10 protein-coding genes are annotated in these 14,683 nt (G+C 59.1%); 4 read left to right on the forward strand and 6 right to left on the reverse strand.

Features of this window, described 5'->3' with window-relative positions; translation table 11 throughout:
* The first annotated feature begins 11 nt into the window (after nt 1-11).
* Nucleotides 12-1,394: an amidohydrolase family protein gene (locus AD668_RS06990; protein ID WP_053156153.1), complete on the forward strand. Its 1,383-nt coding sequence runs from the start codon at nt 12-14 to the stop codon at nt 1,392-1,394.
* A gap of 412 nt (nt 1,395-1,806) precedes the next feature.
* Here AD668_RS06990 and AD668_RS06995 read toward each other — a convergent pair whose 3' ends face one another.
* Both AD668_RS06995 and AD668_RS07000 read right to left on the reverse strand, forming a co-directional pair.
* Nucleotides 1,807-3,384 carry an arylsulfatase gene (locus AD668_RS06995; protein WP_053156156.1) on the reverse strand — a complete coding sequence of 526 codons (1,578 nt, stop codon included), beginning with the start codon at nt 3,382-3,384 and terminating at the stop codon, nt 1,807-1,809.
* A 364-nt stretch (nt 3,385-3,748) separates the two neighbouring features.
* On the reverse strand, nt 3,749-4,315 hold the full coding sequence (locus AD668_RS07000; protein WP_053156159.1) for a TetR/AcrR family transcriptional regulator: 567 nt from the start codon (nt 4,313-4,315) through the stop codon (nt 3,749-3,751).
* Nucleotides 4,316-4,428: 113 nt separating this feature from the next.
* Here AD668_RS07000 and AD668_RS07005 point away from each other — a divergent pair, with 113 nt between their 5' ends.
* The 3 genes from AD668_RS07005 (at nt 4,429) to aspT (ending at nt 8,898) form a co-directional block, all read left to right on the forward strand.
* Nucleotides 4,429-5,076, forward strand: coding sequence for a glutathione S-transferase family protein (locus AD668_RS07005; RefSeq protein WP_256220582.1), 648 nt, complete (start codon nt 4,429-4,431; stop codon nt 5,074-5,076).
* A 493-nt stretch (nt 5,077-5,569) separates the two neighbouring features.
* Nucleotides 5,570-7,192, forward strand: a complete 1,623-nt coding sequence (locus tag AD668_RS07010) for a mechanosensitive ion channel family protein (protein ID WP_053156162.1) — start codon at nt 5,570-5,572, stop codon at nt 7,190-7,192.
* Between the two features lie 14 nt (nt 7,193-7,206).
* Nucleotides 7,207-8,898, forward strand: a complete 1,692-nt coding sequence (aspT, locus tag AD668_RS07015) for an aspartate-alanine antiporter (protein WP_053156164.1) — start codon at nt 7,207-7,209, stop codon at nt 8,896-8,898.
* A gap of 9 nt (nt 8,899-8,907) precedes the next feature.
* Here the strand turns inward: aspT and AD668_RS07020 are convergent, their stop codons facing one another.
* The 4 genes from AD668_RS07020 to AD668_RS07035 are packed head-to-tail and all read right to left on the reverse strand — an operon-like array spanning nt 8,908 to nt 14,654.
* Nucleotides 8,908-11,004 carry an HlyD family efflux transporter periplasmic adaptor subunit gene (locus tag AD668_RS07020; RefSeq protein WP_053156167.1) on the reverse strand — a complete coding sequence of 699 codons (2,097 nt, stop codon included), beginning with the start codon at nt 11,002-11,004 and terminating at the stop codon, nt 8,908-8,910.
* Nucleotides 11,004-12,350 (reverse strand): efflux RND transporter periplasmic adaptor subunit, encoded by a 1,347-nt coding sequence (locus tag AD668_RS07025; protein ID WP_172681800.1) that lies wholly within the window; start codon nt 12,348-12,350, stop codon nt 11,004-11,006. Before AD668_RS07025 ends, AD668_RS07020 begins: the two co-directional genes overlap by 1 nt.
* Entirely contained in the window at nt 12,347-13,138 is a 792-nt protein-coding gene (locus AD668_RS07030; RefSeq protein WP_053156170.1) for an efflux RND transporter periplasmic adaptor subunit, read from the reverse strand. Before AD668_RS07030 ends, AD668_RS07025 begins: the two co-directional genes overlap by 4 nt.
* Nucleotides 13,119-14,654: a TolC family protein gene (locus AD668_RS07035; protein ID WP_053156173.1), complete on the reverse strand. Its 1,536-nt coding sequence runs from the start codon at nt 14,652-14,654 to the stop codon at nt 13,119-13,121. The genes AD668_RS07030 and AD668_RS07035 overlap by 20 nt, the downstream gene beginning before the upstream one ends.
* Nucleotides 14,655-14,683 lie beyond the last annotated feature (29 nt).

Consider the following 14,683-nt stretch of genomic DNA (forward strand, 5'->3'; position numbering starts at 1 on the left):
GGTCAAGCATGATGATCAGCGAACTCCTGCGGGCAGACGTAGTGCTCACCATGGACGCCCATAACACCGTCATCGAAGATGGCGCCGTATTGATCACCGACGGCGTGATTGCCGATGTCGGACCGGCGAACGTACTGCTCGCCCGGCATCCCCTGGCCAAGGTCCGGCGCCTGACCGACCGGCTGCTGATGCCCGGCCTGGTCAACACCCATTGCCACTCCGGCATCCTTCGCGGCACGGCGGAAGGGCTACCGGTGTGGGACTGGCTGCAGCAGTACATCGACCCAATGCACCGCGTCCTGCTCCCTGCCGAAGCGCGCCTGGCGTCCATGCTCTGCTACAGCGAGGCCCTGCTGTCCGGCACCACGACCATCGTCGACATGTGGCGCTACATGCACGGCAGCGCCGAAGCGGCCAATGAACTGGGGATACGCGCCGTGCTGGTGCCCTACGTTGCCGAGCACCCGGACCACGACTATTTCGAGACCCTGGATAGCAACGAAGCCTTGATCGAAAGCTGGCACGGCGCAGCCAATGGCCGCATCAACGTTTGGGTCGGCCTGGAGCACCTGTTCTATGCCGTGCCCAAGGCCTGGCAGCGCATCGCCGATATCTGCAAGGCCAATCAGGTTGGCTTCCACACCCACAGCAATGAAAGCCGCTTCGACGTCGAAGAAACCCTGCGCCGCCACGGCATCAGACCGGTGCAGGCCCTGGAAAAATTTGGCCTACTCGATGCCAAAAAGGTGTTGCTGGCCCACTGCGTCTGGGTCGACGACGGCGAAATCGCATTGATGGCCGAGCGCAACGTGGGCGTGGCCCACAACCCAGTCAGCAACATGAAACTGGCGTCCGGTGCCGCCCCGGTGGAAAAACTGCTGGCGGCCGGCGTCGCCGTGGGCCTGGGCACCGACGGCGAAAAGGAAAACAACAACCTGGACATGTTCGAGGAAATGAAAGTCTCATCCCTGCTGGCCAAATTCGCCAGCCTCAACGCTGCAGCCCTCGACGCCTGGTCGGTGTGCCGCATGGCAACCATCGACGGCGCGCGCGCCTTGGGCATGGACAAGCAGATAGGCTCCCTGGAAAAAGGCAAGGCAGCGGACATCATCGCGGTGCGCGTCGACACGCCAAGAATGACCCCGCTGATCACCAAGGGGCCGCTGGCCAACCTTCATCACAACCTAGTCCATGCCGTTCAGGGTGGCGATGTCGACATGACCATGGTGGCGGGGCGGGTGTTGGTTGAAAACGGCCAACTGAAAAACGCCGAACTGGACATGTTGATTACAGAGGTCAACGTCCGTGCTCCCGCCTTGTTTGCCCGACGTAAAATCTGGCTGGACCAAACCGGCGTATCAGTTAACGAGCTTGGTCGAGTGGCTGCTTCATAAAGTCTATCTCCGCGATGCAGGAAAGGGGCGCGTCAATACAGGCTCCGCCCATTTCCTGACGGTGGGAAGTCCTCCTGTAGGAGCTAGCTGCATGCTCGGTTGGCGGCCTGGCGAATCCCTCTGATTTAATCCGCCGCTTTGTAACTATGACCGTCAGGGAACGACCCAAAGTTGACGGTGGCGACAGGTAGTATCGACCCCAAAAATAGTTAATCCGGTTGCTGTTTTTGCCGAAATGAAAAAGCCCGCTTGGGCGGGCTCTGGGACTCACAATAAACGTCGTTGCTCCATCAGATGACTGCAGGAATAGCTGACACCTGCTAATGCTCAAATTGGAAGCGAGCCACTGAGCGTCGAAAGTGTGTAATAGAGGGGATGCGTCCACCCACTGGCGGACGCTATGGAAGTGCATTTACTGTTTTTTCTGCTTCATCTTTTCATCAATTTCTTTGTCTACATCGGCACGAATCTGATCGATGCTGAAGCTCGCCGGCCGCTGGCTTGGCGGATATTCGACAAACGTCTTCAAGAAGGCTGCTGCTCTTTGAGTGCCGTCAAATATTAGGTAGTCGTTCTTCGTGAGCCAATCATAGTATTGGTCAGACACGACGTCGGCACGTTCGTAGGGATCCATGCGCAAGTTGAAGAGTTTGGGGACGCGCAGGCAGGTAAAGGGTTCGCTCCAGACCTTCAATCCACCCGGGGCACGCTGCTCACAGAAGACGATCTTCCAATTGTCGTAACGCATGCCCACTAGATCGCCGTCATCGCTGAAATAGTAAAACTCATTACGAGCACTTTGGTTGGTCTTGCCGGTAAGGTAGTCGAGCTGGTTGAAGCCATCCAGATGGACTTTGAAGTTCTTGCCTCCGACATCAGCGCCTTTGAGCAGGCGATCCTTGATATCGGTATCCCCCGCTGCAGCCAAGAGTGTCGGAAACCAGTCCAGCCCGGAAAACATCTGCGTAGAAACCGTTCCGGGTTTTACTTTTCCAGGCCAACGGATCATCGCAGGAACGCGATAAGCCCCTTCCCAGTTCGAGTTTTTTTCGTTACGGAACGGGGTGGTCGCCGCATCTGGCCAGGACCACTGGTTAGGGCCGTTGTCGGTGGTGTAGATCACGATGGTGTTATCCGCAAGCTTGAGGTCGTCGATGCTTTTGAGCAGCTTGCCCACGTCGCCGTCATGCTCCAGCATACCGTCGGCATATTCATTACCAGGCATGCCGCTTTGGCCTTTCATCGAGTCGCGTACATGGGTAAAAGCATGCATTCGTGTCGTGTTCATCCAGACGAAGAATGGTTTATCAGCCTTAGCCTGTTTTTCAATGAAGCCGATAGCGGCCTGCGTAGTCTCGTCATCGATGGTTTCCATGCGTTTGCTGGTCAGAGCACCCGTATCTTCAATTTTTCCATCGGCGAAACTGTGGATCACCCCACGTGGTGAGGCCGCCTTGACGAAGGCTGCATTGTTCTTCGGCCAGTAAGGGCGCTCTGGCTCCTCCTCGGCATTGAGGTGGTAGAGGTTACCGAAGAACTCGTCGAAGCCATGATTGGAGGGAAGGTATTCATCCTTGTCCCCCAAGTGGTTTTTGCCAAACTGACCCGTTGCATAACCGTGGGCCTTGAGTGCCTGGGCAATTGTCACATCCCTTGCCTGCAAGCCGACCGGCACACCTGGCATCCCTACTTTGGAGAGACCTGTGCGAAGTGGCGACTGCCCTGTGATAAATGTCGAGCGACCGGCCGTGCAGCTGTTCTCCGCGTAGTAATCGGTGAACTTCATGCCTTCTTTGGCAAGCCGGTCGATGTTCGGCGTTTCATAACCCACCACGCCATCAGCGTAGGCGCTGATGTTGGTCTGACCGATGTCGTCGCCGAAGATCACTAGAATATTGGGTTTATCGGCCGCTATGGCGGTTCCCGATAACGTAAAGAGCGAGGTCGCCACAATGGCGAATTTGGGTAACCACTTGCGTATGCGAGTCATCTGACTTGCTCCTTTGCCGGTGGGTCGCAAGGTGCGACTACTGTTTGAGTTCCTACCTCCGATTCAGTATTGCCGCTTTTGACTACGCCCAATCCAGTTATCAAAGGCACCATTCGGCAATCCTATCGACGATAGTCTAGCCATAGGGTTTACTTAGCTTTCAGGCTGCTCAAAGGACAATATGCGACCGACGGTCTTTTGTAATCTGAGCAGCGTTGGGCGTTATGAGGACGCTGCCCGGCATTGAAAATGCGAGCTATGGCATTTGTAATTTGTAATTTACTGTCCGCATTTGGCCGATTGTTGCCTGTCGCGAAAGGCGGAAAACGACCAACGCGGTTGTTTCGTTGTTTGTTATGGCATGTCATGGCTCAACGAGTTGCAAACATCCCTGTTGACAGGCTGTGAGAATCTCTTGTGCCAATTGGTCATCGGCCACAGCTCGAGCCAGTGCCAAGCCACCAATCATCCCTACGGCAATTTGCAGAGCATGCTGGCGTGTATTCGTCTCTGTCGTCGTTTTCAGCCCGGACTCTAGACGTGTGATGAAAGCTGCGAGCACTTGGGTGTAGCTCTCCTGGATGGCTCCGTCCTGCTGAGCAGCATCATTGACCATGAAGGCTAACGGACAGTGCATGCGGCTTGCATCCCGATGGTCCATGCGGAGATAGTCTTTCACTACCTGTTGCAAACCATCTTTACCAGCCTCTTCGAGTATCGCGCCCCCCGCGTTCGCGGCGTTTCTAATAGCTTCGGTGTAAAGCTCCGTTTTGGATGCGAAGTGACTATAGAAGGCCCCCCGGGTCAATCCTGCACTCTCCATAATTGAGTCGATACTGACTTTTTCGAAACCCTCCAGTGCAAAGAGTCGCGCGGCGCTATCCAGAATCATCTGTCGAGTGGTTGCGCGCTGTGTAACAGGCCAGGGCATACGTCTTCTCCTCAGTAAAGCGTGAGATGGAGTATGACAAAACGGGACTTTATGTTCTTGAACATAAAGTCATACCGACCAGAATTGCCGACTCTTCACTCAAGGAGCTACACATGAGATTACACATACTGGGACCTGGATTTAGCACCTTCGTACGTAGTGTCAGACTTTACTGTGAAGAGAAAGCGCTGGATTACACACACGGGATGTACATGGATGGTAATACGATCAGGTTCCACGGCCCTGAACACATGGCACTGCATCCTTTTGGCAAGGTCCCGGTATTGCTGCATGGAGAGCGGAGCGTAATTGAAACAACCACCATTTGCCGCTACTTGGATGAAGCCTTTGCGCATACTTCTCCAAGGCCCGCTGACTTGGCCCAGAAGGTGAAGGTCGATCAGTGGTCCGCTACCTTGGCGTTGTATGCCGATGATCGACTGATACGTCGTTATCTTTTACTGCTGGTTTCACCTGCGCAGCCGTCAGGCCCAATCGATAGAGACGCCGTGGCTATCGCCGAGCCCATGGCTATCCAGACACTTGGGCTGCTGGCGAAGCAATTGGACGGGCAGCAATTTTTATGCGGGGCGGACTACAGCATGGCGGACGCCATCCTGACGCCAATGCTCGATTACTTGGAACGCGTGCCCGAAAGTGCGCAATGGCTGAAAAAAACATCAAATCTTCGTGATTATCTTTTTCGCATGCGATTGCGCCAGTCAGGGCTCAATGTGTTGACCGAGCCGAACTTTAGTTAATGCAGAAACTGATGGACTTATAGTTCGCCCAAGGGCCGCTTTTGGCCGATTCTGTTGAAAAAGTCGTTTCTTCCAGACTGCCCGCATACTGACCGCTGACAACGCCTTTTTTGCGCACCGCTACGCGAAATCTGAGCCCGGCATCCTCTGCTCAATGTAAAGATTCAATCTCAAGCGCGTACTTTTCTACCGTGGAAACCATGGCCGACTTTTTCAACAGAATCGGCCGGTTTCTGCCTGTCGTGACCGGCAGAAGTCGACCCAAAGCCGGCCCTCACCGACCGCGGTTACGGCCAGAAACGGACACTTACGGGCGGACGTTGCCTTTGATTGAGTGCAAATTTAGTAGATGCAAAAATTGAAGAGAAAATGAAGGCACTGCTGTGAGCAATTCAGAGCTGCTCCATCCGCACAAGTCTGACAACTATTTGGCATTGAACTACGCTGCGATACGTACCCCTGACCTGTATTTTGTGAACTAAGGAACTGGCGCATGTGCAGCAGGTTGCGCGCAACATTGTTGATTGTATTGGGAGTGTTCTGGTCTCTCCTCCTAAGGGCCGAAGAAGCTTCGAAATCGGTTGATGCTTCAGCCGTTGCTCTGAAGATCGCCAATCGTAGCATTATGGTGTTCCGGGCCACGTTGCTGGGCGAAGCCCCCGAAACCCGGGTTAAAAGGGCGAAAACCGCAATCAATGAAGCGCTGGATGATGCCGACGATCTGCGTGTCACACTCGATTCGATTCAGAACAGTTATCTGGTGCTGCTGGGCGCCAAGCGTGCCTTTATCGTTTCGCCCAACGACGTCGATGCTACTGAGTACGAGTCGGTGCAGCAGGCCGCCGAAGCGGCAGCTGAAAAACTTCGTCAGGTGGTAGCCGAAACCCAAGAAGCGCGCAGCTTGCGTCTGATTCTGCGGTCATTGGCGGCTGCAGCGCTTGCCACTGGTATTTTTTTCGCTCTGCTCTGGGGGATGGCGTATCTGCGCCGCAGGTTGCAGAGGAAACTGCCTGACTTGATGCATCGGCACACCCAAGCGTTGAAAGTCGGGCGTGTGCAGTTGATCGATGCTAATTACCTCTATCCACTGGTCAGTCGTTTGCTCGGGGTGCTGCGCTGGCTCGTCGTATTGCTGCTCACCTATGAATGGTTAGGGTTTGTCCTGTCGCGCTTTCCCTATACCCGACCCTGGGGTGAAAGCCTCAATAACTACTTATTGGAACTCGTCGACTATTTGCTGCAAGGCGTAGTCGGGGCCATCCCCGGCTTGGGCGTGGCGGTGGCCATCTTCTTCATTGCCCGGGGTATAACGGCTTTTGCTCGGCGGATTTTGCGGCGCATGGCGACGCCCGGTACTTTAAGTTGGCTGAATCATGAAACTCTGCAACCCACCCAGCGCCTGACTTCGCTGGCGATCTGGCTGTTCGCATTGGCCATGGCCTATCCCTATTTACCCGGCGCCGGTACAGATGCTTTCAAAGGCTTGTCGGTATTGATCGGTTTGATGATTTCGCTCGGTGCCTCCAGCGTGGTCGGGCAGGCGGCAGCCGGATTGATCCTCACGTACACCCGCACCTTGCGTCCCGGGGAATTCGTGCGCATTGGTGAATACGAAGGCACGGTTACAGAATTGGGGATGTTTACGACGCGCATCCGAACAGGGCTGGGGGAAGTGTTGACGCTGCCCAATTCGATGATTACCGCAACCGTCACCAAGAACTACTCGCGTACCGTGAAAGGCCCCGGTTATGTAGTCGATACGGTGGTAACCATTGGGTATGACACGCCGTGGCGTCAGGTGGAGGCGATGCTGCTGGAAGCCGCCAGGCGCACGCCGGGTGTCCTCGAAGAACCGCCCGCCCAGGTGTTCCAGACCGCTTTGTCCGACTTCTATCCCGAATATCGACTGGTGGCCCAGGCCATTCCAAGTCAACCCCGGCCGCGCGCAGTATTGCTCAGCATGTTGCACGCCAATATTCAGGATGTATTTAACGAGTACGGCGTGCAGATCATGTCCCCGCACTATTTGGGCGATCCCAGCGAAGAGAAAAAGGTACCGAGGGACAAGTGGTTTGCCGCACCCGCGCAAGAATCGAAGGAATTTGACAGCCATTGAAGGGAGTTCGCACCATGCTTGAGTTTCTGCTTCATGCTTTGCGTACTGATCCGGAAATTGCGGTATTCCTGGCCATCGCACTGGGCGTGTTCATTGGTCGTATTCGTATCGGCAGTTTTCACCTGGGATCGGTGGCTGGCGCTCTCCTCATGGGACTGCTGATAGGCCAGATTGGCCTGGAAGTACCGACGGGATTGAAGTCGGTATTTTTTGTGATGTTCATCTACGCGGTCGGCTTCAAGAGTGGGCCAGAGTTCTTTGGCAGTCTTAACCGCGGTACATTAAAGTTGGTGGTACTCAGCGTGGTGCTGTGCGCAACGGCGCTTGGCTCAATTTTGCTAATGAACGCGATATTCCACTTCGATGCCGGTTTCACCGCCGGACTTGGCGCCGGTGCATTGACGGATACGGCGATCATGGGCACGGCCACCAGTGCCATCAATCAGCTAACGATCGATAGCGTGGCAAAGGCTCAACTCAACAGCCACATGGCGATTGCCTATGCCATCACCTATCTATTCGGCACCATCGGCCTGATTGTCTTCGTAGGCAGCATTGCGCCGAAACTTCTGGGCGTCGATCTTCGGGCGGCGGCCCGAGACCTGGAACTGGAACTGGGAATCGCCAAGGACGAAGACGCGATCACCATCCCCTACACACGCATAGTGGTGCGCGCGCATCAGGTGGCGGGCAGCGGTGCGGCGAATGGGCTGAGCATTGCCGACTTTGAAAAAATGCACGAGTCGCTGACTATTGAGCGGGTGGTACGCGATGGACTGATTATCGAGCGTGATGAAGGCTTCACCCTCAAGGCCGGCGACATCGTAGGGGTCTACGCCTTGCGTGAAGCTGTCGGCCCACTGTCGCAGTGGGTGGGCCCGGAGATCGACCATGCCGAATCGCTGTCGTTTCCGACCCGCGAGGTCGATGTCGTCCTGACCTCACCGGAGTTCGCCGGCAAGACGATTCACCAGGCCAAATCCCGGCTAGAAAATACTCGACGCCTGGGTTGCTTCATCAACACCATCACCCGTCAGGGCTACGCATTGCCGTTGCTGCCCAATACCGTCTTGCGCAGGGGTGATGTGCTGACCCTGACTGGCCGCACCGCCAGCGTCGAGGCATTGGCCAAGCGCTTGGGGCAGATTCGTGAGCGCAACTACAAAAGCGATATTGCCGTGCATACGCTGGGGATGGTACTGGGTTCATTGCTGGGGTTGTTGTCCACCCACGTCGGGATGATCCCGGTGGAACTGGGGATTGGCGGTGGAGTGCTGGTCGCCGCTTTGGTGATCGGGTGGTACAACTCCCGCCACCCGGAAATCGGCGCATTGCCGCCGGCCGCGCAATGGGCGTTCTCCGAGTTCGGCTTGACCGCCTTCGGTGCAGTCGTCGGTTTGCTCGCAGGCCCGGCGGCGTTCGCGGCCATGCGCGAGCAGGGCCTGGCACTGCTGTTGTCCGGCGCGGTGGTGACGATTGTGCCACCGCTGGTGGCCCTATACTTCGGTCGTTACATCCTGCGCCTGCACCCGATGATTCTGTTCGGCGCCCTGGCCGGGGCGCAGACTGAGGCGGCGTCGATGAACAAGATCATCGAGCAGTCCGGCAGCAACACCCCGGTGATCGGCTTTACCGTCTGCTACGCGATTTCCAACGTGCTGCTGGCGGTGTGCGGGCCGATCATCGTGTTTGTGGTGACCGGTTGAAGGGCTGGCCTAGAAACCACTTTCTCGCATGAATACCGCCATCACATGGGTGGCGCCGTCGGCCAGCAGGCTGCGGCGTTCGCCTTCGATCTTCAGGTGGCCACGGGTTTCCCGCAGCGCCGACAAGGGTTCGTCGAGCTGGATCAAGACCTGGAACAGCGCCGCACTGGGAATAAGCGAATGTTCTGCGTTCGTGGTCGGCACCGGCCCGCCATAGCGCGAAGACAGCATGCGGTGAGACAGCTGGCTAGCCCGGGTACTGCCGATCTGCAGCACATGCCCGCCAAGCGGCGTAGTCTGGCCGTCCGGGTAGAAACGCACGCGATCGCCGGTAGCCAGGCGGTGCACCTGATCTTGGGCGACATAGGTATCCACCTGCCAGCTACGCGGATCGATCAGGATGCCCATGGGCTCCTGACGACCGATCCACTGGCCGGCTTTCCAGTCCGGATTGACGTCCAGCCAGACGCCGGCGAAGGGTGTCTGCAGATTGAGCCGGGCGATTTCCGAACGGGCGGCCCGGGCTTCCTCGAATTGTACGTTGAGGCGCTGGCGGGTCACCGCATCTTCGGCGAGGCCGCCGGGATCGGCCAGCAGCCCTGACAATCGGGCTTCGTAGCTGCGCGCATTGGCTTCACTGCTGCGCAGGCGTGAGGTGATGTCCGGCTCGTCGAGCACCATCAGGGTTTCCCCGGCCTTGACTACACCTTCAGGATGGATTGATTGCAGGCGCGCGGGGTACGGCGCGTAGACCCGCAATTGTTGCTCGGCGCGGGCCACGCCCACGGCGTCGATCTGGCTGCGCCAGGGCATTGCCAGGCCGAACAGCAACAGTGCCAGTGCCGCATAAAACAGTACTTTGCGCCGGGGCGGAACGCTCGCGCGATGTTGCCACCAGTGATTGAGTTCGCGTACCACCGGCAGGGCGATAAACCAGGACAGTTCGACCATGAACAAAATGATCCCTAACAGTTTGAAGAAGAACAGGTAGACCGCCAGGGCAATCCCCAGGAACAGCACCAGGCGATACAGCCAGGTCACGATGGCAAAGGTCACCAGCAGCCGCCGTTGCCCGGTGGGAAAGGTCTCCGGCCAGGGCTCCTGCAACCCCAGCAGGTTGCGCCGCAGGGTGACGCGCGCCAGCGCCGATGAGCGCTCATGCAGGTTGGGGAAATCGAGCAGGTCGGAGAGGATGAAATAACCATCGAATCGCATGAACGGACTGGCGTTGAGGGCCAGCGACAGCAGCCAGCTGGTGGTCGCCAGGTAGAGCAGGGCATTGCGCAGGGCGCCCGGATCGCAGAGGGCCCAGCCCAGGGTCGAGAGCCCGGCCAGGGACAGTTCGGTGACGATGCCGGCCGAGGCGATGGCCAGGCGTTGCCGCGAGCGGCTGAGCTTCCAGCTCTCGCCGGTGTCGGTGTAGAGCATCGGCCACAGCACCACAAAGGCGATGCCCATGTGTCCGACGCGCAACCCCAGCCGCGTCGCCACCAAGGCGTGTCCCAGTTCATGCAGGGTCTTGGCGACGATCAGCGCCAGGGCGAAACTGAACAGGCCTTCGGTGGAAAACGACTCGACCACCGCATGGGTGAACACGTCCCACTGCTGCAGGACCAGAATCACCCCGAGCAGGCTCAGGCTCAACACCAGCAGACCGGTGAGCGGATGGAACAGCCAGCCGAGCATCCCGGCCAAGCGTTGCAGCGGTTGTTGCGGGTGCAGCAGTGGAATGCGGAAAAACAGGTAGTGATGCAACCACCAGCGCCAGCTCAGCCAGCTGCCTTGTTCGCCCTTGGCTTTCAAACGATCCAGGGCTTCGGGGCCGGAGCGCAGCAACTGGTGCTGTTCGAGAAACTGGCGGAAGTCGAGGACCTGTTCGACCGCAGGCTTGAGCGCTGTGACTTCGGCAATTTGTTCGCTGATCTGCCGTGGTGACTGGCCCCAGCGCAGCAGGCACTCGAACTCCAGCCAGCCAATGCGGTAGAAGCGGTTGATCACCGTGTCCTGGATGACCCAGGCCGGTTCGCCGTCGTTGCCATCGGCCGCTTCGCTCAGGCGCAGGTCTTCACGCAGGGGCGGCAGGGGCAGGTCTGCGGGGTCGTTCATCACCAGCCACTCCACGCCCGCAACGTCGCCAGCGGTCGGCGCAATAAGTAATAACCGAGCATTACCCGCCCGCCATAGAGCTTGGCGGTGCCGTGCAGGCCGAGGCGCGCATGTGCAGGCGCACCTTCAATACTGGCCAGCAGGCGGTAGGCGACCACACCTTCATCGCTGGGGCGGGCCTGGTAGCTGGTTTCGAGGATCTTGCCCTTGAGCGGTGTCAGCGGGTAAGCGGTGAGAAACAGGGTGACTTCGGCACCGGGCTCCAGGGCGATGGCGTCCGCCACGGCCAGTTGAATCAGCATGGCCGGCTGGCTCGGATCGGCCACCTGCATGATGCGCTCGCCAGTCACCACCGGCTTGCCCAGCCAGTCGTTGGGATCACTGAACACCGCCACGCCGGCCCGCGGTGACAGCACCTGGGTACGCTTGAGCTGGGCCTGTACCGCGGCCAGTTCCGCCCGGCGTTGTTGAGCGCGGCCTTCGAGCAGGGTCAGTTCGTTCTTGCTCTGGGGGTTGTCGAAGGCCCGCTGGCTGGCGGCGAGCAGCTCGGCGTCAGCCACCATGACTTCCTTGCCGAGGACCTCGGCGCGACTGCGCAGCGTTGTTTCGTCGAGGACGAACAGCTGCGTACCGGCGTCCACCGGCTGGTTGGGGCGAACCTGGATCTGCTCGATCACCCCGTCGATGGGCGAACTGATGATCTGTGCCTGGCGCGAGACGATCTCCGTCGGCGCCAGGGCGGTTTGCCGTACAGGCAGCAAGAGCAGCGCGCCCAGCACGATCAGGCCCAACAGCAGTTGCTTGCGATTGGGCCACCAGCGACCCAGGCGCCGGCGCCGGCTCAGTGCTGCCCAGCAGTAGCCCCAGGTGTTGACCAGGCCCTTGAGGTGCGGCCAGAAAATCGCCGGCGGTTCCTGTTCCAGCAGCAGGATCAGCAGGCCGAGCCGTTGTCCGCCACGGTCCTCGACCGGCACGCACCACAATCCCGCTGGCCACCACTCGTTCCAGCCCTCGGCTATTTCCTCGGGAGCGCTGACCTTGTCCTGGCTCAGCCACACCGGCTCGCCTGCGGGCACCTGCGCCGCCAGCCAGCGACTGGCACGTCGCAGCCAGACTAGGTAAGGCGAATCCTCGCTGGGCCGCGCCAGGCCGGAAACGTTCAGCAGCTCCAATGACGAATCGCGCTGGGCAAACACCAGGGCTTGATGAAACGGCAGCAGCGGGTACAGGTCGTTGGCCATGCTGAAGGCCAGGGCGGGAAGGGTTTCGGCCGCCATGGCCTTGTCACGCAGGGCATCGAGTTGCAGCAGCAGATTAGGGTGCGGCAGTGGCTCGTTCATGGTCATGGCTGAGCACTTTTCTGCTGCGCCGTTTCCTCGTTGAACCGTGCGGTGCCGCTCATGCCGGCCATCAGGTCGGGGTATTTTTCGTCGAGGCGGGCTTCGAGCTCGACGGTCTGGGCCACGGCATCGACCCGGGAGTTGATGGCGCTGACATGGGCCGGGTAGGTTTTCGCGGTTTCATGGATGCTGACTTGCAACGGCAGGCCGGGCTTGAGGGATTTGAGCAGGTTGGACGGTACGTTCAGGCGTACTTTCAGGGCGCCGTCGCTGACCAGGTCGAACAAGGGCGTGCCGGCGGTAACGGTCTGGTAAGGCTTGACGTAGACCTTGGCGATGCGCCCGGAGAACGGCGCCAGCACCTGGCAGTAACCGCTCTGTGCCACGCCCATGGCTCGGGCGCCCTCTGCCTTCTGCACTTCGGTATTGGCTGTGGACACTTCGATGTCGCCCACGGCATTGAGCTGGCGTAGTTGCTTCTTCGCTTCGAGGTTCTGTTTGGCCATGGCCAGTTCGGCCACGGCCACCTTGCTGCGGGCTTCGGCTTCGTTGCAGTTGAAGCGCGCCAGCACCTCGTTTTTGCCGACATGCTCGGCGAAGCCGGTCTTCAGCTCGCCGAGGGTGCCGGCCATCTGGCTCGACAGGGTGGTTTCCAGTTCCGCGGCCAGCAGCACGCGAATGGCACTGGCACCTTCCATTGAAGGGGCCGACGGTGTGTCGTCGGCGTTGACGGGCAGGATCAGGCAGGCCAACAACAGGGCCCCGCAACGGGACTCAAGGGCGGTTTTGTGCATTCGGCGTTCCTTGCTGAGAGATGAGCAGGCGTTGCTGTTCTTGTTCGTTCAAGGTGCGCTGGATTTCCCGGGCCAGGGTCTTGACGTCGTGTTTTTCGATTTCCGTGGGCAGCACATCCAGGCCGACCGAGTTGTACAAGCGGCCCCAGGCCGCCTGGGCACTGGAGAACGCCGCTTCGCGCTGATAACGCGAGAGCAGGTAACGACCCTCGGAGCGAATCACTTCAAGTTCGGAACCCAGCGCGCCGGTCTTGGCCGCAGTGGCATAGTCGAGCAGGCTGCGATCGACCCGCAGGCTGTCTTCGGTGAACTCGACTTCCTGGCGCGCCAGTTGATAACGCAGGGTACCGACCCGCACCTGGGTCAGGATCGCCATGGACAGCGCGACGCGGCGGGTATCGTCGGTTTCGCTCTGGGACTTCTGGGCGGCATTGAGCGACGGCAGTTGCAACAGGCGCAGCAGGTTCATCGAGACTTGCAGGCCGGTGGCGTTCCAGTCGTTGTTGTACAGGTATTTGTTGGAGTCGTAGCGATAGCCGAAATCGACGCTGACGTTGGGCCACAGCTGCGCCTTGGCGATGTCGAGGTCTTTCTGGTTGACCCGCTTGCGGTACCACTCCTCCATGATTTCCGGGCGATGCTCGAGCGATAGCTGCTCCAGCTGCGCCATGCTCTGGCGCACTTCGGGCAACGGCGGGTCCGGCATGTCGGCGAGGACCATTTTCGCCCCCGGCGGCAGCGACATTAGCGCGGACAGTTCGGCCTGGGCGAACTCCAGGTCCTGGCGGCGCACGGTCAGCAGGTAGATGGAATCGAGCAGGGCGCGCTGGTAGGCGAGGATTTCCTGGCGCGGCAACAGGCCACGGGTCTCGGCTTCCCGGGCCGAGGTCAGGGCTGTGTGGGTGCGCATCAGCAGCTTGTCCACTTCCGGCAGCAGGCGTTGGGCGCCCAGGGCGCGCCAATAGGCGTTGCGCACATCCTGCAGGACATTCTGCGCGACTTTGCGCCGACGCTCTTCGGCCATGAGGATCTGGTCGGATTTTTGCTGGGTGCGGTAGTAGGCCACGCCGAAGTCCAGCAGGCTCCAGCTCATGCCAAGCCCATACAACTCGCGATAGCGCTCTTCGGAGGTGGATGCGCGCAAGCTGACCTGACGGTCTTCGATGCCGATCGAGGTACCGCCGGAGTCATTGTTGCGTCCGGCATAACCGGCCGACGCCACCAGGCGCGGCAGCATTTCATGGCTGGAGACGTCGCGCAGATCCGACGCGAGGGCGCTTTCCATCAGCTTGAGGCGGTAGTCGAGGTTGTATTTCAACGCCCGGGCTGCCGCTTCGTAAAAGGTGATCGGCGCGCTCACCGGTTCCTGGCCGGAATACATGCGCGTCTGGTCGGCGATGATCCGCTGGCGGTTCTCTTCGTCGGTAGCAGGCTTGGGCTCCAGCGACGAACAGGCACTGAGCAGCAGGGCAGAGGCGATAGCGGTACTGAGAAACCGGGTCGCATTTGTTGGCATGTTCAATCCTTTATGCTCTTCGTATCGAT

This window comes from Pseudomonas sp. P1.8, assembly GCF_001269805.1.
Taxonomy (GTDB): domain Bacteria; phylum Pseudomonadota; class Gammaproteobacteria; order Pseudomonadales; family Pseudomonadaceae; genus Aquipseudomonas.